General features: G+C 64.5%; 18 protein-coding genes and 2 tRNA genes. 1 reads left to right on the top strand and 19 read right to left on the bottom strand.

Annotation, left to right across the window (positions count from 1 at the left end; translation table 11 throughout):
* Positions 1-8: 8 nt before the first annotated feature.
* The 3 genes from FSZ13_RS11935 to FSZ13_RS11925 form a co-directional block, all read right to left on the bottom strand.
* Positions 9-1,469, bottom strand: a complete 1,461-nt coding sequence (locus FSZ13_RS11935) for an RHS repeat-associated core domain-containing protein (protein ID WP_145479929.1) — start codon at positions 1,467-1,469, stop codon at positions 9-11.
* A gap of 4 nt (positions 1,470-1,473) precedes the next feature.
* Positions 1,474-5,130, bottom strand: coding sequence for an RHS repeat domain-containing protein (locus FSZ13_RS11930; protein ID WP_186308920.1), 3,657 nt, complete (start codon positions 5,128-5,130; stop codon positions 1,474-1,476).
* A gap of 89 nt (positions 5,131-5,219) precedes the next feature.
* Positions 5,220-6,278, bottom strand: a complete 1,059-nt coding sequence (locus FSZ13_RS11925; protein WP_145479925.1) for a hypothetical protein — start codon at positions 6,276-6,278, stop codon at positions 5,220-5,222.
* A gap of 368 nt (positions 6,279-6,646) precedes the next feature.
* Here FSZ13_RS11925 and FSZ13_RS18630 point away from each other — a divergent pair, with 368 nt between their 5' ends.
* Positions 6,647-7,996, top strand: a complete 1,350-nt coding sequence (locus FSZ13_RS18630) for an RHS repeat-associated core domain-containing protein (protein WP_222116616.1) — start codon at positions 6,647-6,649, stop codon at positions 7,994-7,996.
* A gap of 75 nt (positions 7,997-8,071) precedes the next feature.
* Here FSZ13_RS18630 and FSZ13_RS11915 read toward each other — a convergent pair.
* The 16 genes from FSZ13_RS11915 to FSZ13_RS11840 form a co-directional block, all read right to left on the bottom strand.
* A tRNA-Met gene (locus tag FSZ13_RS11915) sits at positions 8,072-8,148 on the bottom strand.
* Between the two features lie 261 nt (positions 8,149-8,409).
* A tRNA-Met gene (locus FSZ13_RS11910) sits at positions 8,410-8,486 on the bottom strand.
* A gap of 127 nt (positions 8,487-8,613) precedes the next feature.
* On the bottom strand, positions 8,614-10,074 hold the full coding sequence (gene nuoN, locus FSZ13_RS11905) for an NADH-quinone oxidoreductase subunit NuoN (protein WP_145479923.1): 1,461 nt from the start codon (positions 10,072-10,074) through the stop codon (positions 8,614-8,616).
* A gap of 15 nt (positions 10,075-10,089) precedes the next feature.
* Positions 10,090-11,598: an NADH-quinone oxidoreductase subunit M gene (locus FSZ13_RS11900; protein WP_145479921.1), complete on the bottom strand. Its 1,509-nt coding sequence runs from the start codon at positions 11,596-11,598 to the stop codon at positions 10,090-10,092.
* 23 nt (positions 11,599-11,621) lie between these two features.
* On the bottom strand, positions 11,622-13,832 hold the full coding sequence (gene nuoL, locus FSZ13_RS11895; RefSeq protein ID WP_145479919.1) for an NADH-quinone oxidoreductase subunit L: 2,211 nt from the start codon (positions 13,830-13,832) through the stop codon (positions 11,622-11,624).
* Positions 13,833-13,839: 7 nt separating this feature from the next.
* Positions 13,840-14,145 carry an NADH-quinone oxidoreductase subunit NuoK gene (gene nuoK / locus FSZ13_RS11890; protein WP_068853402.1) on the bottom strand — a complete coding sequence of 102 codons (306 nt, stop codon included), beginning with the start codon at positions 14,143-14,145 and terminating at the stop codon, positions 13,840-13,842.
* Positions 14,142-14,801: an NADH-quinone oxidoreductase subunit J gene (locus tag FSZ13_RS11885; RefSeq protein WP_186308919.1), complete on the bottom strand. Its 660-nt coding sequence runs from the start codon at positions 14,799-14,801 to the stop codon at positions 14,142-14,144. Before FSZ13_RS11885 ends, nuoK begins: the two co-directional genes overlap by 4 nt.
* Before the next feature lie 5 nt (positions 14,802-14,806).
* Positions 14,807-15,295 carry an NADH-quinone oxidoreductase subunit NuoI gene (gene nuoI, locus FSZ13_RS11880; protein ID WP_145479915.1) on the bottom strand — a complete coding sequence of 163 codons (489 nt, stop codon included), beginning with the start codon at positions 15,293-15,295 and terminating at the stop codon, positions 14,807-14,809.
* 3 nt (positions 15,296-15,298) lie between these two features.
* Positions 15,299-16,390, bottom strand: a complete 1,092-nt coding sequence (gene nuoH / locus FSZ13_RS11875) for an NADH-quinone oxidoreductase subunit NuoH (RefSeq protein WP_145479913.1) — start codon at positions 16,388-16,390, stop codon at positions 15,299-15,301.
* The gene (nuoG, locus tag FSZ13_RS11870; protein ID WP_145479911.1) at positions 16,387-18,630 is read right to left on the bottom strand and encodes an NADH-quinone oxidoreductase subunit NuoG; all 2,244 of its coding nucleotides are present in this window, start codon (positions 18,628-18,630) and stop codon (positions 16,387-16,389) included. The genes nuoH and nuoG overlap by 4 nt, the downstream gene beginning before the upstream one ends.
* Positions 18,627-19,967, bottom strand: a complete 1,341-nt coding sequence (gene nuoF / locus FSZ13_RS11865) for an NADH-quinone oxidoreductase subunit NuoF (protein ID WP_145479909.1) — start codon at positions 19,965-19,967, stop codon at positions 18,627-18,629. Before nuoF ends, nuoG begins: the two co-directional genes overlap by 4 nt.
* A gap of 3 nt (positions 19,968-19,970) precedes the next feature.
* Complete coding sequence (gene nuoE, locus FSZ13_RS11860; protein ID WP_145479907.1) at positions 19,971-20,498, bottom strand: NADH-quinone oxidoreductase subunit NuoE; 528 nt, start codon at positions 20,496-20,498, stop codon at positions 19,971-19,973.
* 94 nt (positions 20,499-20,592) lie between these two features.
* Positions 20,593-21,900, bottom strand: a complete 1,308-nt coding sequence (locus tag FSZ13_RS11855; protein WP_145479905.1) for an NADH-quinone oxidoreductase subunit D — start codon at positions 21,898-21,900, stop codon at positions 20,593-20,595.
* The gene (locus tag FSZ13_RS11850) at positions 21,897-22,646 is read right to left on the bottom strand and encodes an NADH-quinone oxidoreductase subunit C (RefSeq protein WP_145479903.1); all 750 of its coding nucleotides are present in this window, start codon (positions 22,644-22,646) and stop codon (positions 21,897-21,899) included. Before FSZ13_RS11850 ends, FSZ13_RS11855 begins: the two co-directional genes overlap by 4 nt.
* 32 nt (positions 22,647-22,678) lie before the next feature.
* The gene (locus tag FSZ13_RS11845; protein WP_017354657.1) at positions 22,679-23,233 is read right to left on the bottom strand and encodes a NuoB/complex I 20 kDa subunit family protein; all 555 of its coding nucleotides are present in this window, start codon (positions 23,231-23,233) and stop codon (positions 22,679-22,681) included.
* Positions 23,224-23,580 (bottom strand): NADH-quinone oxidoreductase subunit A, encoded by a 357-nt coding sequence (locus FSZ13_RS11840; RefSeq protein ID WP_026069699.1) that lies wholly within the window; start codon positions 23,578-23,580, stop codon positions 23,224-23,226. Before FSZ13_RS11840 ends, FSZ13_RS11845 begins: the two co-directional genes overlap by 10 nt.
* Positions 23,581-23,591: the final 11 nt, after the last annotated feature.

Below are 23,591 nucleotides of genomic sequence, written 5' to 3'. Positions count from 1 at the left end.
GGGACCAGTCAGAACTGGAACTCGTTCCGGCTATAGGGCGGCGGCGGGCCGTCCGGGTACGCGGGTGGAAGGCCCGGCGCGTTGCCAGGCGACTGCGGCATGGAATGCACGAAATTCGGGTCCGTGTAAGCCGGCGGGACTTCGTTCCAGCCGGTGGCATGCCGGCTGTAGGGCCGGATGTTGACCGGTATCTCGTGTTGCTGCGGGGCTGCACGTGCTGCCGGTGCGGCCGGTGCGCGTGCTGCGCCGACGCGGGGCGGATTGGGGTTCCAGCGCGCCAGCACCGTGTCGGGTCCCAGCTGAACCGAGGTCAGGCCTTCGTCAACGGTGAAATCAAACAGGTCTGCGCGCCTGCCCGCCTGCCCCAGCCAGGCCCGCGCATTGGCCCGCGCATTGCTGCGTCCATACGCCGACAGCTCGCTCAGGAGCGGGTAGCCGCGGGCGCGCCCGAGTGCGCGCGCCGTTTCGTTGGCGAAGCGGCTGGGCGTGCTGTTGTGTATCACCTTCACGGTGTATTCCACCCTGGACGCACCGTACTGGGTGGCGATGTCCATTCCGCCAGCCTTCTTGGCCAAGCTCGCCCCCGCCTTGGAGGCGCTGCTGCCGGACCCGCCAATGGCGCGGGCACCGCTGACATTGCGGCTCAATCGAGCGACCTTCTGGCCCAGCTTCATTGCCGACTTGACCAGGGCCGGGCCTGCCGCCACCATCCCCGCCGCACCGATCCCGAGCCCCACGAAGCCCAGCACCGAGGACGCGGTTTCGTCCTTCACCACGGCTGCCGCGACCTCCACGCCAAAGCCGACCACGCCCAGGGTGGCGCCGATCACCGCAGACGCTGTGACACCGATCACCGCAAGCGTGCCCAGGCTGGCCACCGCCGCCACGGCGGCCAGGGCCATGCCGATCCATTTCCAGAAATGTCCGCTCGGGTCGCTGCGGTTGATCGGATCGCCGGCGCAGTACGCCAACGTGTTCAACCCGCCTGCCCCGAACGGGCTGGCCGTATCGGCCGCCAGGAAGATGCCCAGGGTCGGGCTGTACGGGCGGTGGTGGCCGCGTCCCAACAGATAACATCCCGAACCGATATCGAACCATTCGCCGTTGAACCCCGGCGTGGCCAGGGCCGAGGTGTGGTCACGATGGCCCTGCGGCGCGTAGCGGATCGCACGCACCTCGGTATCGGCTTCGAGCAGTACCGAGCCGCCGGGAGCGCTGGACAGCAGCGTCGTGCGCGCGCCGGGAGCCGCGACCTGCTCGGCCAGCGTGCTCGCCGCGCCGGCCACCCAGGTCACCTGCACCGGGTCGTCGGCGCTATCGGTTTCCCGCTCCTCGTTGACCACCTGTCCGCCCCGCCAGAAGCGCCAGTGCGTGCCGCCGTCATGCGACAGGCGCACCCAGTCGCCAGCCGCGTCATAGCCATAGCGCTGGAGCAGGCGCGGTGTGGGCTGAAGGGCGTACGTAGTCATTGGCTCACCGCCCGACCGTCGGCGCGGCGACTTCAATCAGCTGGTTCTGGCTGTTCCACTTCAGCGTGCGCCCGCGTTCGTCACGCACCATCCGCCCGGCGCCGTCCCACTTGAGGTCGTGCAGGTCGCTCGGGTAATCGCGGTGGCTGTGCACGATCCGGGTGAGCTGGGCGGGATCGGTTTCCTCATAGTCGTAGCGGGTGACATTCGAGCCGCCAGGGAAGCGCGTGGTGATGCTGCGGATGCGGTCGAACGCATCGAACTGGAACTGCTGCCGACCGATCGGTTTGCCCCACGGATCCAGCGGCGGCTGGCTGCCCGAACAGAGGTAATTGACCAGGCGCCCGCGCTCGTCATAGGTGAACTCCTCCTGGCGCAGCACATCGTCCCCTTGTACCAGCTTGCGCCGCTCCAGCCGTCCGCTGTGGTCGTAGCGCATTCCCAGCAGCTGGATGACCGACTTGCCGCCCGCCACCGCGGTGAAGGTGCGACTGGTTTCACGACCGAAGTCATCGAACACGATATCGGTCAGCATCGACTGCAGGCCCTCGCGCGTATCGATCCTGTGCACGCGCCCGAAACTGTCGTAGGTCAATTCAGCGCTGAGGTTGCCATGCGCCAGCTTCCACGGACGGTCGAGCGCATCGTGGGTGATCACCTGCTCCACCCCGAACACGTTGGTGTAGGACTGCGAGGCGCCCAGCAGCGAGTGGCGATGGGTGGCCGAGCGCTCCTGCCCGGTTTCGTTCTTCCAGCGCTCGATCTTGAGCAGGCCCGAGGCGTAGTATTCCAGCGTGCGCTCCAGCCCATCGCGGACGGTGTGGGTCAGCTGCGCGTTCTTCGGGTTGTACTCGAAGTGCGACTCGTTCTCCGCCTTCATCAGCGTCAGCTGCATGCCCAGCTTGGGCTCGTAGGCGTAGGTGACCACTTCGTCGAGCGGCGTGGTCATCGATTTCGGCTGCAGTACGCCGGGATCGTACTCGAAGGTCACCGTGCGCCCGCCGACCGTGTAGGTGCGCCGCCGCGACAGGCCGTCGAAGGTCTGCGTGCCGAGCAGCAGCCGCCCCCCCAGGCTGGCATGGGTGATGCCGATCTCCACCGGCAGCTCGTCGCCACTGTGTTCGGCGTAACAGGTATCGACCACCGCGGCATCGGTGAGCGTGCTGCTGACCACCCGGTCGAACGCGTCGAACGTGTAGAAGGTCTTGTAACCGCGCCGGTCGGTGGACTCCACGCAGCGACCGATGCCATCGTAGACGAACGACTCGGTCCCCTTCACCTTGCCCGCCGCGTCCAGGTACTCGATTTTGTCGGGCTTGCCGAACACTGTGCCATAGGCCCTGGTCCGCGCCGACGGGTTGCCAGCGGCGTCTTCGACCCACGTGGTTTCGGTCAACGCCACCGGATCGGCATCGATGATGTCTTTGGTGCCATCCGGGTGCAGCGTCGCGCACTGCTGGCCCCAGGCGTCATACACGTACTGCGTGGTGAGCGTGGCGCGCTTCACGCCGTCCACCCAGTCGGTATGGGTCTGGGCGACCAGTTCACCGAACGCGTTGTAGGTCTTGGTCCAGACCTCGCGGAAGGTATCCGGGGCCACGTCCACGTCTTCGACCTCGCCACGGACCTCGCGCCCCAGGCCGTCCAGATGCGCGACCGCCCGGCCGCCGGTTACTTCGGTGGTGGTGATCGAGACTGGATCGCCCTTCTTCGTGGCCAGTACGTAGTCAAAGCGCCGCGTGGCTTCGAAGGGGGGGGCGCCGGGTGCCGCGGTCTGCGACGTCACGCGCCCCAGGACGTCGAACGTGTACTCGATGGCGCTGCCGGACTCTTCTTCATGCAGGGTCAGCCCGCTGAGCAGCGACTGGGTTTCAGTGGCCGTGCGCGTGAAGTCGTCGTGCCCGGTGTACACGGTGTCGATCCGCAGCGTCGACGCGGCTTCGTCCACGGTGTAGGTGTACTCCACCTTCGAGTCATGCCCGTTCAACGTGCTGGTCTCGCGCAGCACGCGACCGTGCGCATCGCTGTCGACGTCGTCGATGTACTCGGTCTGGGTGGTGCCGAGGTCCACGTCCCCGCCGGCCTCCTTCGCCACCTTCTTCTCGTTCACCAGCACCAGGTAGCCCGGGTCGCCGTCCACCTTGGAGGGCATGGCTTCGTAACGGTACTGGGTGACCACCGTGGCCGCACCCTCCGAGCGTCCTGCCATCGGGATCGCGGTCAGTTGCTTCAGCGAGCGGACCATCCCCAGCGGATCGCGCGGACAGCCGTCTTCGCCCTCAGGGTCGTAATAGGTGCGGTCTTCGGTCAGACCGGTTTCGTCGACCTGCTTGATCAGGTTGCCGTTGTCGTCGTAGTCCGTGGTAACGGTTTCTACTCGCTCAGGGCTTCCTTCCACCTCCCGGTACCAGCGGGTAATGGTCTCGCGCGGCAGCTGGAAGTAAGGGACCTGGTCCTTGAAGGACTTGGTGGGATCGTCATGGTAGTGGGTGACCTTCTCCAGCACGCACTTGTCCTGGGTGGTTACCTCACTCACCAGCAGGTGCAGGCGATTGAACTCCGACTTGACGGTGCGCTCCACCTCCACGTCGTCGACCTTCATCCGCATGGTCGCGGTGCAGTCGTAGCGGTAGTCCTTGCCATTCGCGGCAGTCATGAGGTACAGGTTGTCCTCGTTTGGCCGCCATTGCAGGCCTGAGCGATGACCCAGGTAGTTGCGGGGGCTGTACTCATAGGTGGTCACGATGGGAGGCTGTGCAAATCCCGGGGTGCGGGTATGCACGCGCACGTAGGGCACGTGCGTGGTAGGCGCGCCCGGCAGGCATTCGTGTCCCGCCTCGGTGTAGGTCACCGTCTCCTCACCGCCCGTAGGCAACAGAATGTGGGTCACGTGTTGGAACTCGCCAATCTCCTTGTAGGTGAAGGTCCATCCCACATCGCCCAGCGCAGGGGGCAGGCGCAACCGGCTCAATTTCTTGCTGACCTGGGACAACGAAAACTCCAAAGGCTGGTCGCTCTCCGGATGCAGGGTCACATTGACGAAGTTGGACGAGCGCTCGATCGACAACAGGAGCCCGTTCTCGTCTGATACCGACACCAGTCGCGGCGCTTGCGCCAGGGTGAAGGTCAGGGATACACGACGCCCATCCGGCGATCGGATCTCCACTGGCACTGCGGTCCTGGACACCCCATTCAAGGTCGACAGCCGCTCGATGACACCGTTCTTGTGCGTGACCAGGTATTCATGGTTGGTCCCCTCGACACGACCCATGTGGAAGGTCACCAGCTTCCGGTCCTTGAACGTAAATTCGCCCAGCGTCTGATCCGCGACGAAGCGTTCGCCCGTGGAAAGCACCAGCATCTTGGTCGACGGTTGGTAGGTGGTGATACCGGTCAATGCCCAGCCGATTCCGTAGCCAAGATCATCGCGCTGGTGCGAATTGAAGCCCAACCCGAGCTGTACTGTTGGCCCCTGCAGGCGGTTGGCCTCGAGCGCTGGCAGGCTCATGGCGCAGGTGAAGTCGCCAGTGCGCACGTCCACCCCGGTCTGCAGGTGGCTGAGGAAATTCTGCGCATTGGAGTAGGTGGACGCGCCCTCGTTGATGGGGCCGTCCGGCTCGGGCTCGGGCTGTTCGTGGGAGGTTTCTTCGTTGACAGACATGGGGTGCTCCATCACGGATGCTGCACGGGAAATGGCGACGCCACTGCCAAGCACGCCCCGGCAGGGGCGCGCCGGACGGTCCATCGCCGTTACGTGTAAAGCGTCAAGTCGAAGCGGCTGTCGGCTGCGGGCGCTTCGGCGCCCGCGGCAGGTTCTTCCGCGTTCGCGGCGGACTTGCCGAAGCGGATGTAGAACGTGTGGCCGTTGCCGTTCGCATCCACCGCATTCACCGTGCACGGTCCGCCATGCAGGTTCGCACTGTCGGCATGGAAGTCGATGTCCACGTCCCCGGCCAGGATAATCGTGCCCTTGTTCGCCATCGGACTTCGCACCGTTTCTTCTTTCACGTGGGTGCCGAGGACGATGTTCGGGTTGTAATGGGCCTTGCTGTCGCCCGGCTCCCCATAGCCCACATAGGACGCGAAGGTCTCATCCGGGTCCTTGTCTTCCCACTTGGCCATGCCGCCGGGCTTGCTCTCATCATCATCATCGCCCTTGATCTGCATCTCCTTGAACGCAACGGGCACGTTGCTGTTGGTGATCAAGCCGACGTAATAGTTGTCGATGAACACCGGCGACCCCTCTGCCCCGCTGACACGCTGCTTTTCGAAGGTGTAGTTGTTGGTGGTGTAGGTAGGAATCCGTTGCGGCTCCACGATTACCGCGTAGTCCAGGCTCGGGAAATCGCTATCGTTATTGGAATTGGCGATGATCACCAATCCGTCCGACTCACGCGTGATCGCAAGGGCAAGCTTGCGACTAAGGCCGGCATCTTCGGTGGTGGTGACATACATGTTGCGTATGTACCGGCCCACTTTGGTGGGCGTCGGCGAGTGGGACGCGGTGGACGCTTCGCGCCCAGGCTCGGAATAGAACTCGTAGTTTTCATTCCGATCTTCCGAGTACTTCCATCCCGCTGACAACTCGGCCTCGCTGTTGTAGTTCACAAGGCGAATGCTGTTCTTCTCGCTATCTTTCAGGTCATACGGCTCGCCATCCAGCATCGTTGTGATCAGCACTTCCAGATAAATCTGCTGACGGCCGTTGGCATACAGCTTGGTGGGCGAGAGCACGGTCGCGGTGAACTCGCCCACGCCATTGAAACTCGGCTTATCTTCCCGACCCGCTACTGCACTGTCCTTTTCCATGACGATGTCCCCATCGACTTACCGCAAGAATCCCCCGATTCCTGTTGCAGTTTCCGTCCGTCCCAGGTGGATGCATCCGTGCGCAGGCAAAACCACTGCGCACGTACCTGGAAGACGGAAGTTGCTGTTTACGCCCGCCATCGTAAATTCCATGTGATGCAGCCCCCATGCAGGCGGATGCTCTGCACACGTACCGAGGGTTCCACTTCATGTCGTTCTAACGCGATCGGCGTTATTCAGTGCGTGCCGGTGGTGCGCCAGCACCAACCGGGCCAGGCAACGGGGGTTGCTGCTGCGCGACGAACACGCGCACCTGCCAGGGCATGGTCATGCCGACAATCACCGCAGACCCACCGCACCCATCTGCCTTGCCGCTTGCGCACTATCGCTACGATGCCGAGGGCCTGCTCTCCCGCGTACGCAGCCAGGCGTCCACGCGCTACCGCTACTGGCGCGACGACCGTGCCGTGGCCGAGATCACGGCGTGCGACAGCGGCGCGGTGGAACCGGTGAGCTGGCTGTGGCTGTCCGATACACCGCTCGCGGAGATCGCCCCGGCGTCCTTTGCGTCGGCGTTGCTGCTGGCGACCGACGCGTCGCTCTCGCCGATGCTGGAGCACGCAGACGCCGTGACCAACATCGCCTACGCGCCGCATGGCCACCGCACGGGCCCGGTGCCGCCTGGCGCGGACCTGCGTGCCTGCCTGGGGTTCAATGGAGAGCCGCTGGATCCGGCCAGTGGCCTGTACCTGCTGGGCCCGCGCCACCATCGAGCGTACTCGGCCGCGCTCGGCATGTTCCTGGCACCCGACGCATTGAGCCCGTTCCTGGAGGGCGGGCTGAACGGTTACGCATACTGCGAAGGCGACCCGGTCAATCGCGCGGATCCCACCGGCGCCTTCTGGAAGTGGATCGTAGCGGCAGTGGCGGTGGTGACCGCCGTTGCCAGCCTGGGAACCCTGGCGATTGTCGGCGTCTCTGCGTCGGCGGTCATCGGCGCAACGCTCGGCGTCGCTTCCGCTGCCGTTGAAGTTGCGTCTGCGGTGGTCCAGGACGAAACGGCGCAGGCGGTGCTGGGCTACGTGGGCATCGGACTGGGCGCAGCCGGCTTCGCGGCGGCCCTGCCTGCCGCGGCCAAGGCGGGTACCGCCCTGTTGAGCAAGGGCCGTAGATTCCTGCAGCGGCTTTCGCGCAGCCGCCCGCATTCGGTCGTGGACAAAGGGGGCAGCAAGGCCTTCCGCGCATTGCCGATCGGTTCGTCCCGCGCCGCGCCGGCCGCCAGTGTCGCCACGGCGCCAAGTGCGGACGCCGGCGGCGCGGTACTGGTCAAGCTGCCCCATATCGATGTCGTCCAGGGCCACGGCTCGCAGTTTCTTACCGCGGCCGACGGCAACGTGTCCGGCGGCAGGCTGGCATCACAGATCAAGGCCGCGGCGGGTCCGGGCCACACGTTCCAGCGCATCGAACTGCAATCATGCTGGTCGGCGTTCGGCGGAAAATATGCATCGCAGGCGCAGCGCGTCGCCGACAAGCTCGAGGTCCCCACCACCGGGTTCAAAGGCAGGGCGTATTTCGGCGATCCCGAAAACCGTAACCTCTACAGTGGGCACCGCAGGATCATGGAGCCGCAGACCGGTTGGGCGAAGCGTCGCACCGCCCTGCTCAATGGGGTGCTCAGCCGGCTGCATGCGCTTCGATTCCGCGGCGGTGAACTCTAGACCCGCCACAACGCAAAACGGCGACCCGAAGGTCGCCGTTCTGGTGCTGGATGTCTGACGACCAGCAGTACAACTTGGTAGCGGGGGCAGGATTTGAACCTGCGACCTTCGGGTTATGAGCCCGACGAGCTGCCAGACTGCTCCACCCCGCAGCAGAAGCGGAATTGTACGGGAGATTGCGGGTTGCTGCAAGCCCTGGTTCGAGTTTCCTGGTTGTCTGGAGGTTGGCTTCGGATGGGTTCGCCTGGTTGCCACGCAGGGCGTGGCACTACGCGGCTTACGGGCCGTTCGGAATGGGCGGCGGACGGGCCGTCCGGGAGGAGCGGTTGATGGGCCCTGTGGAACGACAAAGGCGACCCCGTTGCCGGGATCGCCTTTCTCGTTCCTGCCGTCGGCTTTCACCGGCGGCTATTTGGTAGCGGGGGCAGGATTTGAACCTGCGACCTTCGGGTTATGAGCCCGACGAGCTGCCAGACTGCTCCACCCCGCAGCAGAAGTGGTTGAGCGTCGATTGATCACTAACAGTGATCATTACAGCAACGATGTTCTGGCGAAATCGCTGCATCAACAACTCAGGAAACGAATATTACACTAATTGCGCAGCTTTGTATCGCTTTTTATGCAAGATGCGCAAAAGCCTGCTGGCACCAGACCATGATCGGGTTCCAGGCAAAGCCCAGCGCCAGCAGCGCCAAGGCATTCACGCCGAGCACCACGCCCAGCACGCGGTCGTTATTGGCCGGCAGCGGCTCACCTACCGGCTCATCGAAGTACATGACCTTGATGACGCGCAGGTAGTAGAAGCAGCCGATCACCGCGCAGATGACGCCCAGGATGGCCAGCCACAGCATGCCGCCGTTGATGGCCGCGCCCAGCACCGCCAGCTTGGTCCAGAAGCCCAGGAACGGCGGAATGCCGGCCATCGACGCCATGATGCAAAGAACCAGGCCTGCCATCCACGGGTTGCGGGCGTTGAGGCCCTTCAGGTCGTCGATCCGCTCGGCTTCGAAGCCACTGCGCGACAGCGCGATGATCGCGCCGAAGCCGGCGGTGGACATGATCGCGTAGCTCAGGGCGTAGAACAGCGCCGCCGCGTAGCCACGGTCGCCGCCACCGGCAATGCCCAGCAGCAGGAATCCGATGTGCGAGACGGTCGAATAGGCCAGCATGCGCTTGAGGTTGCTCTGCGCGATCGCCATCAGGTTGCCGACCACCAGAGACAGCGCGGCCAGGCCACCGATCAGGTACTTCCACTCGTCCGACAGCGGGCCGATGCCCATTTCCAGCAGGCGGTAGGCCATGCCGAAGGCAGCGAGTTTCGGCGCCGAGCTGATGAACAGCGCGACCGGTGCCGGTGCGCCCTGGTACACGTCGGGCAGCCACATGTGGAACGGGGCCGCGCCCAGCTTGAAGGCCACGCCGGCGATCATGAACACCGCGCCGGTCAGCAGCAGCATCTTTTCATCGGAGTTCGGGATGGCCGCATTGATCGCGTCCAGGTGCAGCGAACCGGTGGCGCCGTAGACCAGCGACATGCCGTACAGCAGCAGGCCCGACGCCAGCGAACCCAGCACGATGTATTTCATCGCCGCTTCGGTCGCCAGGCCGTTGTCACGGTTGCTGGCCACCAGCGCGTACGAGCACAGCGCCAGCAGTTCCAGGCCCAGGTACACCATCAGCAGGCTGCCGGCCGAGACCAGGATCATCATGCCGGCGGTGGCGAACATCACCAGCACCGGAATTTCGCCCTGGAACAGGTCGCGTTCGCGCAGGTAGCTCCAGCCGTAGACCAGAGTCAGGCCGCTGCACAGCACGACCACGACTTTCATCACGTCGGCGGCGGTGTCGCGGACGAACATGCCGTGGAAGACCTCGCCCTGCCCGCCCACGCCGGTGGCGAGCATGAACAGGACGACCGCCAGCGCGGCGACCGAGAACAGGTGGGTCCAGATCTTGTTCTGCTTGCTGATGAACAGGTCGAGGATCATCAGGGCGAACGCACTGCCGATCAGCACCAGCTCCGGAGCGAGCGGCGGCAGGTCAGCGGCGGTCAATGGCAACAGCGGCGAGGTGGTCATCATCAAATCCTGGAATTACAGCAGCTTGCTGGATGCGATCTGCATCGCCAGCTTTGCGATCGAGGGCTCCATCAGGTCGGTCAGCGGCTTGGGGTACAGACCCAGTGCCAGCGTACCGACGGCGAACACGCCCAGCACCAGCCACTCACGGCCGTTGATGTCCTTCAGTTCGGCCACGTGGGCGTTGGCGACTTCACCGAAGAACACCCGCTTGTACAGCCACAGCGTGTAGGCGGCGGTGATCACCAAGGTGGTCGCGGCGGCCAGGGCCAGCCACGGATTCCGCTGGAAGCTGGCCATGATGATCATGAACTCGCCGACGAAACCGCTGGTGCCCGGCAGGCCCGCATTGGCCATGAAGAACAGCATGGCGAAGGTGGCGAACCACGGCATCACGTTGACCACGCCGCCGTAATCGGCGATGCGGCGGCTGTGCATGCGGTCGTACAGCACGCCCACGCAGGAGAACATCGCGCCGGAGACGAAGCCGTGCGAGACCATCTGCACCATCGCACCCTGCAGGCCGAGTCGGGCCGCGTCGGCGTTGCCGGCGTCACGCACCAGCCACAGGGCGATGAAGGTGCCCAGGGTGACGAAGCCCATGTGCGCGATCGACGAGTACGCGATCAGCTTCTTCATGTCGTCCTGCACCAGGGCGACCAGGCCGACGTAGATCACGGCGATCAGCGACAGCGCGATGACCAGCCATGCCCATTCCTGCGAGGCGTCCGGCACGATCGGCAGGTTGAAGCGCAGGAAACCGTAGCCACCGATCTTCAGCGCGATGGCGGCCAGGATCACCGAACCGGCGGTCGGCGCTTCCACGTGGGCGTCCGGCAGCCAGGTGTGGACCGGGAACATCGGCACCTTGACCGCGAAGGCGATCAGGAAGGCGAAGAAGATCCAGGTCTGTTCCTGCGCGGACAGCTGCAGCTGGTACAGGTCGGCCAGCTGGAAGCTGCCGCCCTTCAGGTACAGGTAGATCAGCGCCACCAGCATCAGCACGGAGCCGAGGAAGGTGTACAGGAAGAACTTCAGCGCGGCGTAGATGCGGCGCGGGCCGCCCCAGACACCGATGATGAGGAACATCGGGATCAGCATCGCTTCGAAGAACACGTAGAACAGCATCGCGTCGGTCGCAGCGAAGATGCCCACGGTGACGCCTTCCAGGATCAGGAAGGCGGCCACGTACTGGTTGACCCGCTTGTCGATGGCGCTCCAGGCGCCGATCAGCGCCAGCACCGACACCAGCGTGGTGAGCAGGATCAGCGCGATGGCGATGCCGTCCACGCCCAGGTTGTAGCCGATGTCGTAGGCCGGGATCCAGGCGCGGGTCTCGACGAACTGCAGCGCGTCGTTGGACACGTCGTAGCCGCTGAGCAGCGACAGGCTGGCCACGAAGGTGAGCACCGCCACGCCCAGCGACGCCCAGCGGGCGGTCTGCGCATCACGGATGGCAAGGATCAAGGCACCGCCGAGGATCGGCAGCCAGATGAGAACACTGAGTAGAGGCCAGTTCGACACGTCTTCTTATTCCGTACAGGTCATCAACGCAGGTAATGCATCAGGACGCCCAGCAGGGCAATCAGGCCGATGATCATCGCGAAGGCGTAGTGATAGAGGAAACCGGATTGGGTGCGACGCAGCAGGTTGGCCGCCAGGTCGATCAGGCGCGCCGAACCGTTGACCACCACACCATCGACGATGTTCGTGTCGATCGCGCGCGAAACCTTGCCCAGCTTGATGCCGCCACCGGCGAAACCACCGATCCACAGCTTGTCGAAGCCGTACTTGTTCTCCAGCACCGAGACCAGCGGCGCAAACATCCTGCGCGACTTCGTGGCCAGTTCCGGCTTCCACAGATAGAACAGGACCGCCAGCAGGAACCCGGCCACGGTCAGGAAGAAGGCCGGAGCCATCATGCCGTGCAGGGCGAACGCGACCGGACCATGGAACTCTTCCGCCAGGGCACCAATCGTGTTGCGTGCCGGGTCGTAGAAATCGACCACGCCGGTGAAGAACGAATGCACCTGGCCCGGGATGCCGTGCTCGGCATGGTGGCCGGCCCAGTCGGTGCCGTACAGCATCGGACCGATGCTGAAGAAACCGATCACGATCGACGGAATCGCCAGCAGGATCAGCGGCAGCGTCACCACCCACGGGGTTTCGTGCGGCTCATGCGGACCGTGGCCATGGCCGTGGTCGTCATGGTGCGCGTCACCGTGGTGGGAGTCGGCATGATGGGCATCTGCATGCGCATCAGCGGCATGGTGATCGTCATGGGCATGGCCATGCGCGTGGTCATCATGCGCGTCGCGGAAGCGCTCCTTGCCATGGAAGGTCAGGAACAGCAGGCGGAAGCTGTAGAAGCTGGTGACGATCACGCCACCCAGCACGGCCCAGTAGCCATAGGTCGCCACCCAGCTCGAGGAAACGTGCGCGTGGTGCTGCGCGGCCTCGATGATGGTGTCCTTGGAGTAGAAGCCGGAGAAGAACGGCGTACCGACCAGGGCCAGGGTACCGATCCACATGGTGATGAAGGTGATCGGCATGTACTTGCGCAGGCCGCCCATCTTGCGCATGTCCTGCTCGTGGTGCATGGCAATGATCACCGAGCCCGCGCCGAGGAACAGCAGTGCCTTGAAGAAGGCGTGGGTCATCAGGTGGAACACGGCCGCCGAATAGGCCGACACGCCCAGCGCCACGGTCATGTAACCCAGCTGGGACAGCGTGGAGTACGCGACGACGCGCTTGATGTCGTTCTGCACGATGCCGATCAAGCCGGTGAAGAACGCGGTCGTGGCGCCGATGAACAGCACGAAGTTCAGCGCGGTCTGCGACAGCTCGAACAGCGGCGACATGCGGGTGACCATGAAGATGCCCGCGGTGACCATGGTCGCGGCGTGGATCAGCGCCGAGATCGGGGTCGGGCCTTCCATCGAGTCCGGCAGCCAGACGTGCAGCGGCACCTGGGCCGACTTGCCCATTGCACCGATGAACAGGCAGATGCAGATGATGGTGGCGATCGACCAGATCACCGGCTCGCTCATCAGCTGGAAGCTCTGGCCGAACAGGCTGATCGAACCCGACCACACCTGCAGCTGCGCCTCCGGATGGGCCAGGATGGTGGCGTTGGCGAACACGGTGGCGTAGTCCAGGGTGCCGAACACCCACAGCACGCCGGCAATGCCGAGGATGAAGCCGAAGTCGCCGACGCGGTTGACCAGGAACGCCTTCATGTTGGCGAAGATCGCGGTCGGGCGCTTGAACCAGAAGCCGATCAGCAGATACGACACCAGGCCCACCGCTTCCCAGCCGAAGAACAGCTGCAGGAAGTTGTTGCTCATCACCAGGGTGAGCATCGAGAAGGTGAACAGCGAGATGTAGCTGAAGAAGCGCTGGTAGCCCGGGTCATCCTGCATGTAGCCGATGGTGTACACGTGGACCAGGAACGACACGAAGGTCACCACCACCATCATCATGGCGGTGAGTTTGTCGATCATGAAGCCGACGTGCGCCGAGTAGCGGCCCACTTCGAAGAAGGTGTAGACGTTTTCGTTGAACGGCTGCGCGCCGCCCCACAGCAGCTGGTAGAACACATAGCTGGACAGCACGCAGCTGACCGCGACACCGAGGATGGTGACGGTCTGGGCGCCAAGGCGCCCGACCTGGCGACCGAACAGGCCGGCGATGATGCTGCCGAGCAGTGGCGCAAGCACCACGGCGATCAACAGACTCTTGGAGAGAGTAATTTCCATCTACGGATCAGCCCTTCAGCGAATCGACTTCGCCGACATTGATGGTGCGGCGGGTACGGAACAGGGTTACCAGGATCGCGAGGCCGATCGCGGCCTCGGCCGCGGCCACGGTCAGGATGAAGAACACGAACAGCTGGCCGGCCGTGTCGCCCATCTCACGCGAGAACCCGACGAAATTGATGTTCACCGACAGCAGCATCAGTTCGATCGACATCAACAGCACGATGATGTTCTTGCGGTTGAGGAAGATGCCGGCGAGGCTGATGCAGAACAGCAGCGCGCCAAGGGCCAGGATATGACCAAGGGTGATCACGGGGCGGCCTCCTCGTTGCTGGACGGACGGGTGCGGGTGTGGACCACCGGCGTTTCGGCGTCCATCTTGACCACGCGCAGGCGGTCATGGCCCTTGACCATGGTCTGCTCGGACGGGTTCTGGGTCTTCAGGCCGGTGCGGCGACGCAGGGTCAGCATCACCGCGGCGACCACGGCCACGGTCAGGATGACGGCGGCGAACTCGAACGGCAGCAGGTATTCGGTGAACAGGCTGCGCGCCAGCCAGGTGATGTTGGAGCTGTCGGCAGCGAGCGCGGCGGCATTGTCGGCCGGCAGCGGGTTCACCGCCCTGCCCTTCACGCCGATCAGGATCAGCATCTGCACCAGCATGGTGACCGCGACCACCAGGCCGAGCGGCAGGTAGCGCACCCAGCCCTCACGCAGGTTCGAGGCGTCGATGTCGAGCATCATCACCACGAACAGGAACAGCACCATCACCGCGCCGACGTAGACCAGCACCAGCGCCACGCCGAGGAATTCAGCCCCGACCAGGATCCAGATGCAGGCCACGGAGAAGAAGGTCAGGATCAGGCATAGCACGGCGTAGACCGGATTGCGCACGCTGATCACCGCCGCGGCGGAGATGCCGGCCACGATGGAGAAGACCCAGAAGAAGATATTTACCCAATCCATCATGGACCTCAGCGGAAAGCGGCGTCGGCGGCGCGACGCTCGGCGATCTCGGCTTCAAGCCGATCACCGAGGGCCAGCAGCTGCGGCTTGGTAACGATGTTCTCGCCACGGTTCTCGAAGTGGTACTCGAGGATGTGGGTCTCGACGATCGAGTCCACCGGGCAGCTTTCCTCACAGAAGCCGCAGAAGATGCACTTGAACAGGTCGATGTCGTAGCGGGTGGTACGGCGGGTGCCGTCTTCACGCTTGGCCGAATCGATGGTGATCGCCAGCGCTGGGCACACCGCTTCGCACAGCTTGCAGGCGATGCAGCGTTCTTCGCCGTTGGGATAACGGCGCAGCGCGTGCAGGCCGCGGAAACGCGGCGACTGCGGGAACTTTTCCATCGGGTACATCAGGGTGTACTTCGGCTTGAACGTGTACTTCAGGGTCAGCCACAGCCCCCCGAGCAGCTCGAGCAGCAGCAGGCTTTTGAAGTAATGGGTAATTCGATTCATCACTTAGACGCCCTTCTGGATCACGCCGTAGAACACCATCAACGCCGTCACAGCAATCCACGCGATGGTGAGCGGGATGAAGACCTTCCAGCCCAGACGCATGATCTGGTCGTAACGGAAGCGCGGGAAGCTGGCACGGAACCAGATGTAGGCGCTGGCGAAGAAGAACACCTTCAGCAGCAGCCACGGGGCACCGCCCTTCCAGATCCAGTCGATCCACGGCGAGATGTCCGCCGTGATCCAGCCCTGGAACGGGCTCAGCCAACCGCCGAGGAAGAAGATCGAGATCAGGAAGCTGATCAGGATCATGTTGGCGTATTCGGCCAGGAAGAACAGCGCGAACGCACCACCGGAGTACTCGACCATGTGGCCGGCGACGATTTCCGATTCGCCTTCCACCACGTCGAACGGCGCGCGGTTGGTTTCGGCCACGCCGGACACCCAGTACACGATGAACAGCGGGAACAGCGGGATCAGGAACCAGTCGAAGAAGCCGGAGTTGCCGGCCTGCGCCATCACGATGCTGCTCAGGTTCAGGCTCCCGGCAGCGATCATCACGCCGACCAGGGCAAAGCCCATGGCGATTTCGTAGCTGATCATCTGCGCCGAGGCGCGCATCGCACCCAGGAAGGCGTACTTGGAGTTGGACGCCCAACCGGCCAGGATGATGCCGTACACGCCCAGCGAGGTCATCGCCAGCAGGTACAGCAGGCCGGCGTTGGCGTTGGACAGCACCACCTGCGCTTCGAATGGCACCACCGACCAGGCCGCGAAGGCCGGTGCCAGGGTGATCAGCGGGGCCAGCACGAACATCGCCTTGTGCGAGCTCGCCGGCTGGATGATCTCCTTGAACAGCAGCTTGAAGACGTCGGCGAAGGCCTGGAAGATGCCCATGCCCACGTACATCGGGCCGTGGCGGACGTGCATCCAGCCGATCAGCTTGCGTTCCCAGACCACGAAGAAGGCCACCGCGATGATCACCGGCATGGCGATCACCAGGATCTTCAGCACGATCCACAGCAGCGCGCCGATTTCACCCAGGCCCAGCAGCCATTGGTGAAGCGGGTCGACCGCGTTCAACAGCAATTCGTTCATGCAGCCACCACCGTTACGCGTGCGGCACCCAGCGGCGCGGTTGCACCGTGGCCCGATTCAATCCAGACCGATCCCGCGGCGACGCGGGCGTCGACCACCACCGGCAGCGTGGCCTTGCCGGCGTCGGTGCCGACCTTGGCCATCTGCCCTTCGACCAGCTGCAGTCGCGCGGCGTCGTCGGCATTGAGCACGATGCGCGGCGCGTTGTTGAGCGGATGCGACTGCAGCGCCTGGGCGCGACGGACCACCGCGTCGGTGCGGTAGATCGCAGCGGTGGACGCCACTTCCAGGCCATCGCCCGCCACCGGCGTTGCCGCCGACGAGGACACGGTGACGCTGACCGGGGCCAGGCTGGCGCGCAGGCCGGCCAGGTCGGTGAAGTCGAAACCAGCCAGGGCCAGCTCGCCGCCCAGCGCACGCAGCACGCGCCAGCCTTCACGGGCTTCGCCGGGCAGCTTGCCGCCGGCACGGGCCGACTGCTCGCGACCGTCGAGGTTGGTCAGGGTGGCGTCGATTTCCGGCAGCGCGCCGATCGGCAGGATCACGTCGGCCACATCGCGGGTCGAAGCGCAGGCGAACTGGCTGAACGCCACTACCTGCGCTGCGGCCAGCGCCTTGCGGGCAGCGGCGGTATCGGCGAAGTCCAGGCCCGGCTCGATGCCGTACAGGGCATAGGCCTTTCGCGGCTGGGCCAGCATGGCGTTGACGTCCTTGCCGGCCGGCAGCACGCCGGCGTTGGTCAGGCCGACCGCGTTGGCACCCTGCGGGATGCGGCACAGCTTGGCGCCGGTGGCGGCGGCGAAATCACGCGCGGCAGCGCGGATCGCGGCGGCCTGCGGGTGGTTTTCGGCGATGCCACCGACGATCAGCACGGCGTTGCCGGTGACCGCCTGGCGCAGCTCGGCGTTGCCCAGCGCGTCGACAAAGGCCGACGGTGCCACGATCTGCTTGCCGCTGAGCTTGAAGGCAAAATCGAAATCGACCGGGTTGATCGCGTGGATCTTCGCATTGCGCGTGGTCTGCGCCTTGCGCAGGCGGGCGTGCAGCAGCGGCAGCTCGTGGCGGATGTTGCTGCCGAGCACGACGATGCTGTCGGCGGCTTCGATCTCGGCCAGCGACAGGCCGAACACTTCGGCGGTTGCCGCGTCGGAGAAGTCGCGGTTGTTGATGCGGTGGTCGATGTTGCCGGTACCCAGGCCGGTCGCGAGACGGGCCAGCAGGGCGCCCTCCTCGTTCGAGGCCGACGGGTGCACCAGCACGCCGAGGTCGTCGCCCTGGTTGGCCGACAGGATCTCGCGGGCCGCGGCCAGGCCTTCAGCCCAGCTCACTTCCTGCCATTCGCCGTTGACCTTGCGCAGCGGCTTGACCGCGCGGTCGGCGCTGTACAGGCCCTGGTGCGAGTAACGGTCGCGGTCGGACAGCCAGCATTCGTTGACCAGCTCGTTGTCGCGCGGCACCGAACGCAGCACTTCGCCGCGGCGCACATGCAGGAACAGGTTCGAGCCCATCGCGTCGTGGTAACCCAGCGATTCGCGTGCGGTCAGTTCCCACGGACGGGCGCGGAACTGGAACACCTTGTTGGTCAGCGCACCGACCGGGCAGACGTCGACGACGTTGCCGGACAGTTCGGTGGTCAGCGGCTTGCCGTCGTAGGTGCCGATCTGCAGGTTTTCACCACGGTACATGCCACCCAGTTCATAGGTACCGGCGACGTCGGCGGTGAAGCGGACGCAGCGGGTGCACTGGATGCAGCGGGTCATTTCGGTGGCGACCAGCGGACCGATGTCCTCGTCGGGCACCACGCGCTTGCGCTCGTTGAAGCGGCTCACCGAACGGCCGTAGCCGAGCGAGACGTCCTGCAGTTCGCACTCGCCGCCCTGGTCGCAGATCGGGCAGTCCAGCGGGTGGTTGATGAGCAGGAACTCCATCACCGAACGCTGGAACTTGAGCGCCTTTTCACTGCGGGTGGCGACCTTCATGCCGTCCATCACCGGGGTGGCGCAGGCCGGCGCCGGCTTCGGCGACTTTTCCACGTCGACCAGGCACATGCGGCAGTTGGCCGCGATCGGCAGCTTCTCGTGGTAGCAGAAGCGCGGGATCGGGATGCCGGCCTTGTCGGCGGCCTGGATGATCATCGAGCCCTTGGGCACGACCAGGGACTGGCCGTCGATCTCGACGGTCACATGCCCTTCCGGCACGATCGCCGGGGTGCCACCAGGATTGTTGGGTTGCGCGCTCATGCGGCGGCTGCCTCCACCTTCTTGCCGTCGACCATCGAATGACCGTTGACGATGTAGTACTCGAATTCGTCCCAGAACTGGCGCAGGAAGCCCTGGATGGGCCATGCCGCCGCTTCACCGAACGCACAGATGGTGTGGCCTTCGATCTGGCCCGCCACCGCCTTCAACTGGTGCAGGTCTTCCATGGTGGCCTTGCCGGCGACGATGCGTTCGAGCACGCGGTGCATCCAGCCGGTGCCTTCGCGGCACGGGGTGCACTGGCCACAGGATTCCTTGTGGAAGAACTGGCTGATGCGGCAGGCGAACTTGACGCAGCACACGCTGTCGTCCAGCACCACGATGGCACCCGACCCCAGGCCGGTGCCCAGGGCACGCAGGGTGTCGTAGTCCATCTGCAGGCCCTTGAGCTCCTCGGCCTTCAGCACCGGCATCGATACGCCGCCCGGCACCGCGCCCTTCAGGGTACGACCCGGCTTCAGGCCACCGGCCATTTCCAGCAGTTCGTCGAAGGTGGTGCCCAGCGGTACTTCGAAGTTGCCGCCATTCTGCACGCACCCGGAGACCGAGAAGATCTTCGGGCCGCCGTTCTTGGTCAGGCTCAGCCCCTGGAACCATTCCGGGCCGTTGCGGATGATCGCCGGCACCGAGGCATAGGTCTCGGTGTTGTTGATCGTCGACGGCTTGCCGTACAGGCCGAAGTTGGCCGGGAACGGCGGCTTGTAGCGCGGCTGGCCCTTCTTGCCTTCCAGCGACTCCATCAGCGCGGTTTCTTCGCCGCAGATGTAGGCGCCGGCGCCCAGCGCGCCGTAGATGTCGATGTCCACGCCGCTGCCAAGGATGTCCTTGCCCAGCCAGCCGTTCGCGTACGCGTCGGCCAGGGCCTGCTCGAAGTTCTCGAACGGCTCGTGGTGGAACTCACCGCGCAGGTAGTTGTAGCCCACGGTGCTTCCGGTGGCGTAGCAGGCGATCGCCATGCCTTCAACCACCGAATGCGGGTTGTAGCGCAGGATGTCGCGGTCCTTGCAGGTTCCCGGCTCGGATTCGTCCGAGTTGCACAGGATGTACTTCTGCATGCTGCCCTTGGGCATGAAGGACCACTTCAGGCCGGTCGGGAAGCCTGCGCCACCGCGGCCGCGCAGGTTCGACTGCTTGACCATCTCGATGACCTGCTCCGGCGAAATCTTCTCTTCGAGGATTTTGCGCAGGGCGGCGTAACCACCGGTCTTGAGGTAGTTCTCGTACGACCACGGGGTGTCGTAGTGCAGGGTGGTGTAGACCACCTGGTGCGGCAGCGGGGCCGGACCGACCGGGCCGGTGGGTGCGTGATGATGTGCCATGGCTTACTCCAACCCGTCCAGCAGCTCGTCGACTTTCTCGACGGTCAGGCGCTCGTGGTAATGGCCATTGATGACCATCATCGGCGCACCGGCGCAACCGGCCAGGCATTCTTCTTCACGCTTGAGGTAGATGCGGCCGTCGGCGGTGGACTGCCCCGTCCTGCAGCCGAGCTTCTTTTCGGCATGCGCGACCAGGTCTTCGGCGCCGTTCAACCAGCAGCTGATGTTGGTGCAGAAGGCGACGTTGTGGCGGCCGACCTTCTCCAGCTCGAACATCGAATAGAAGCTGGCCACTTCGTAGGCCCACACCGGCGGCAGGTCGAGGTACTTGGCCACGCCGGCGATCAGTTCGTCGGTCAGCCAGCCACCGTTCTGTTCCTGGGCCGCGTGCAGGCCCTGCAGCACCGCCGAACGCTTCCGGTCCGGCGGGAACTTGGAAAGCCAGTGCTCGATGTGCGCGCGCGTCTTGTCGCTCAACACCACCATCGGGTCGACGTCGCGCGCCGCCTCGAAATTACCCGTCGCCTTCATCGGCCGACCTCAGCGAATACCAAATCGTTAAAAACCAGAACCTGCAGCGCCGGCAGCAGCCGGCGGGTGTCAGGCATCGTGCGGGCGGTGGCCATTACCGGTCCACCTCGCCGAACACCAGGTCGTAGGTGCCGATCATGGCCACCACGTCGGCGAGCATGTGCCCGCGCACGACCGAGTCGATCGAGGACAGATGGGCGAAGCCCGGCGCGCGCAGGTGCACGCGGAACGGCTTGTTGGCGCCATCGGACATCAGGTAGCAGCCGAACTCGCCCTTGGGCGCTTCAACCGCGGCGTAGGTTTCGCCGACCGGGACGCAGTAGCCTTCACTGAACAGCTTGAAGTGATGGATCAGCGCTTCCATGTCGTCCTTCATGTCCTCGCGGCTGGGCGGCGCGACCTTGAAGTTCTTGACCATGACCGGGCCGGGGTTGGCACGCAGCCACTGCACGCACTGCTTGATGATGCGGTTGGACTCGCGCATCTCGGCCACGCGGACCAGGTAACGGTCGTAGCAGTCGCCTTCCTTGCCCAGCGGGATGTCGAAATCGACGGCATCGTACTTCGCGTACGGCTGCTTCTTGCGCAGGTCCCAGGCAATGCCCGAGCCACGCAGCATCACGCCGGTCATGCCCCAGGCATGCGCCAGCTCCGGGCTGACCACGCCGATGCCGACCGTACGCTGCTTCCAGATACGGTTGTCGGTGAGCAGGGTTTCGTATTCGTCGACGCGCTTGGGGAACTCGGCGGTGAAGTTCTCCAGGAAGTCCAGCAGCGAACCTTCGCGCGAGGCGTTGAGGTTCTTCAGGGCCTTGCCCTTGTGCCAGCGCGATTCCTTGTATTTCGGCATCTGGTCCGGCAGGTCGCGGTAGACGCCGCCCGGACGGTAGTACGCCGCGTGCATGCGCGCGCCGCTGACCGCTTCGTAGCAGTCCATCAGCTCTTCGCGCTCGCGGAAGGCGTACAGCATCACCGCCATCGCGCCCAGGTCGAGCGCGTTGGAACCCAGCCACATCAGGTGGTTCAGGATGCGGGTGATTTCGTCGAACATGGTGCGGATGTACTGGGCACGCTCCGGTGCTTCGATCCCCATCAGGGTTTCGATGGCGCGCACGTAGGCGTGCTCGTTGCACATCATGGACACGTAATCCAGGCGGTCCATGTAACCGATGGACTGGTTGAACGGCTTGGATTCGGCCAGCTTCTCGGTACCACGGTGCAGCAACCCGACGTGCGGGTCGGCACGCATGATGGTTTCGCCGTCCATTTCCAGGATCAGGCGCAGCACACCGTGCGCGGCCGGATGCTGGGGACCGAAGTTCATGGTGTAGTTGCGGATTTCCTGGCGCAGTTCGGCCGGGTTGCTCGCAAATGCCTGGTGGGCCTGGTTGAACTCACTCACTTGCTTGCCTCCGACTGCGCGGTCTCGCCGGCAGCGGTCTGGAAACGGGCATCGTCGCGGATCACGCGCGGCACGCCGACGCGGGGTTCCACCGAGGTCACCGGTTCATAGATCACGCGCTTCTTTTCTTCGTCGTAGCGCACTTCGACGTTGCCGATCAGCGGGAAGTCCTTGCGGAACGGGTGCCCCACGAAGCCGTAGTCGGTCAGGATGCGGCGCAGGTCCGGGTGACCTTCGAAGATCACGCCGAACAGGTCGAACGCTTCGCGCTCGAACCAGTTCAGGCCCGGCCACACGCTGGTCAGCGAGGCGACCACCGGCAGTTCCTCGTTCGGCGCGAAGCAGCGGATGCGCATGGTGAGGTTGTGCTGGTAGGAACGCAGCTGGGTGACCACGGCGTAGCGCTGCAGCGGCACCGGCTGCGGCTGGGCACCGTCGGAGGTTTCGCGGGTGGGGAATTCGCCCCAGGCGAAACGGCCGACCGCCTTGCCCTCGACGCCACGGCTGAAGCCCTGCGAGGAGACATCGGCGGTGTCCCACTCGTCGCTGCCGTAGCCGAGGTAGTCCAGGCCGCACAGGTCGACGGCCTGTTCGAAACCGAATTCGTCGCGCAGCGCCAGCGCAGTGGCATGCCAGTCGGCAGCGGGCACTTCCAGCGTCACTTCGCCGCGGGGTTCGACCACGAAGACCTGCGCACCAGCGAAACGTGCGGAGAGTCGGTCGATGAAGGATGCTTGCTCTGCCATGGGGGCTTGGCGCGCTCTTGTCAGGATGGAGGTCAGCGGGCGATGGTCTGCGTACGCCAGATCTTCTTCTGCAGCTGCAGGATCCCGTACACCAACGCTTCGGCGGTAGGCGGACAACCGGGGACGTAGACGTCCACCGGCACCACGCGGTCGCAGCCACGCACCACTGCATAGGAGTAGTGGTAGTAGCCGCCACCGTTGGCGCAGCTGCCCATGGAGATGACCCACTTCGGGTCCGGCATCTGGTCGTAGACCTTGCGCAGGGCCGGAGCCATCTTGTTGACCAGGGTACCGGCCACGATCATCACGTCGGACTGGCGCGGCGACGGGCGGAACACCACGCCGTAGCGGTCAAGGTCCAGGCGCGCGGCGCCGGCATGCATCATTTCCACCGCGCAGCAGGCCAGACCGAAGGTCATGGGCCACATCGAGCCGGTACGTGCCCAGTTCAACAGCGCATCGACGCTGGTGGTGACGTAGCCCTTTTCGAGCAGCGGGTTGTCGCCTTCGGGGCGCAGGATGTCGTCGACCCGCCCTTCCGGGACCGGGTTGTTCATCAGGCCATCGAGGGTCTGAATTACTCCCATTCCAGCGCTCCCTTCTTCCAGACGTAAATGAAACCGAGGAAAAGCATGCCCACGAACAGGCCCATCGTGACCAGCGAACGTGCGCCCAGTTCCATGAAGACCTGGGTCCACGGCACGATGAAGATGATTTCCAAGTCAAATACGATGAACTGGATGGCGATCAGGTAGTAGCGCACATCGAACTTCATGCGCGCGTCCTCGAAAGCTTCGAAGCCGCATTCGTACGGCGAGAGCTTTTTCAGATCGGGACGCCGGGGACCGAGGAACCGGCCGACCAGCATCAGCGCGACGCCGATACCGGTGGCAACTATCAGAAACAGCAGAGACGGCAAATATTCGGCCAGCACAGCGATTCTCT

Source organism: Stenotrophomonas rhizophila, from assembly GCF_007667275.1.
GTDB classification, from domain to species: domain Bacteria; phylum Pseudomonadota; class Gammaproteobacteria; order Xanthomonadales; family Xanthomonadaceae; genus Stenotrophomonas; species Stenotrophomonas maltophilia_AE.
The sequence above is the reverse complement of the archived record's forward strand: the minus strand, read 5'-3'. Positions and strand labels throughout refer to the sequence as shown.

Bases quoted from the DNA above. Each gene is read 5' to 3' on its own strand.
- FSZ13_RS11845 (WP_017354657.1), bottom strand. From the start codon at position 23,233: ATGGGAGTAATTCAGACCCTCGATGGCCTGATGAACAACCCGGTCCCG.
- FSZ13_RS11925 (WP_145479925.1), bottom strand. From the start codon at position 6,278: ATGGAAAAGGACAGTGCAGTAGCGGGTCGGGAAGATAAGCCGAGTTTC.
- FSZ13_RS11885 (WP_186308919.1), bottom strand. From the start codon at position 14,801: ATGATGGATTGGGTAAATATCTTCTTCTGGGTCTTCTCCATCGTGGCC.
- nuoE (WP_145479907.1), bottom strand. From the start codon at position 20,498: ATGAAGGCGACGGGTAATTTCGAGGCGGCGCGCGACGTCGACCCGATG.
- FSZ13_RS11935 (WP_145479929.1), bottom strand. From the start codon at position 1,469: ATGACTACGTACGCCCTTCAGCCCACACCGCGCCTGCTCCAGCGCTAT.
- nuoN (WP_145479923.1), bottom strand. From the start codon at position 10,074: ATGACCACCTCGCCGCTGTTGCCATTGACCGCCGCTGACCTGCCGCCG.
- nuoG (WP_145479911.1), bottom strand. From the start codon at position 18,630: ATGAGCGCGCAACCCAACAATCCTGGTGGCACCCCGGCGATCGTGCCG.
- nuoI (WP_145479915.1), bottom strand. From the start codon at position 15,295: ATGAATCGAATTACCCATTACTTCAAAAGCCTGCTGCTGCTCGAGCTG.
- FSZ13_RS11930 (WP_186308920.1), bottom strand. From the start codon at position 5,130: ATGTCTGTCAACGAAGAAACCTCCCACGAACAGCCCGAGCCCGAGCCG.
- nuoF (WP_145479909.1), bottom strand. From the start codon at position 19,967: ATGGCACATCATCACGCACCCACCGGCCCGGTCGGTCCGGCCCCGCTG.
- nuoL (WP_145479919.1), bottom strand. From the start codon at position 13,832: ATGGAAATTACTCTCTCCAAGAGTCTGTTGATCGCCGTGGTGCTTGCG.
- nuoH (WP_145479913.1), bottom strand. From the start codon at position 16,390: ATGAACGAATTGCTGTTGAACGCGGTCGACCCGCTTCACCAATGGCTG.
- FSZ13_RS11850 (WP_145479903.1), bottom strand. From the start codon at position 22,646: ATGGCAGAGCAAGCATCCTTCATCGACCGACTCTCCGCACGTTTCGCT.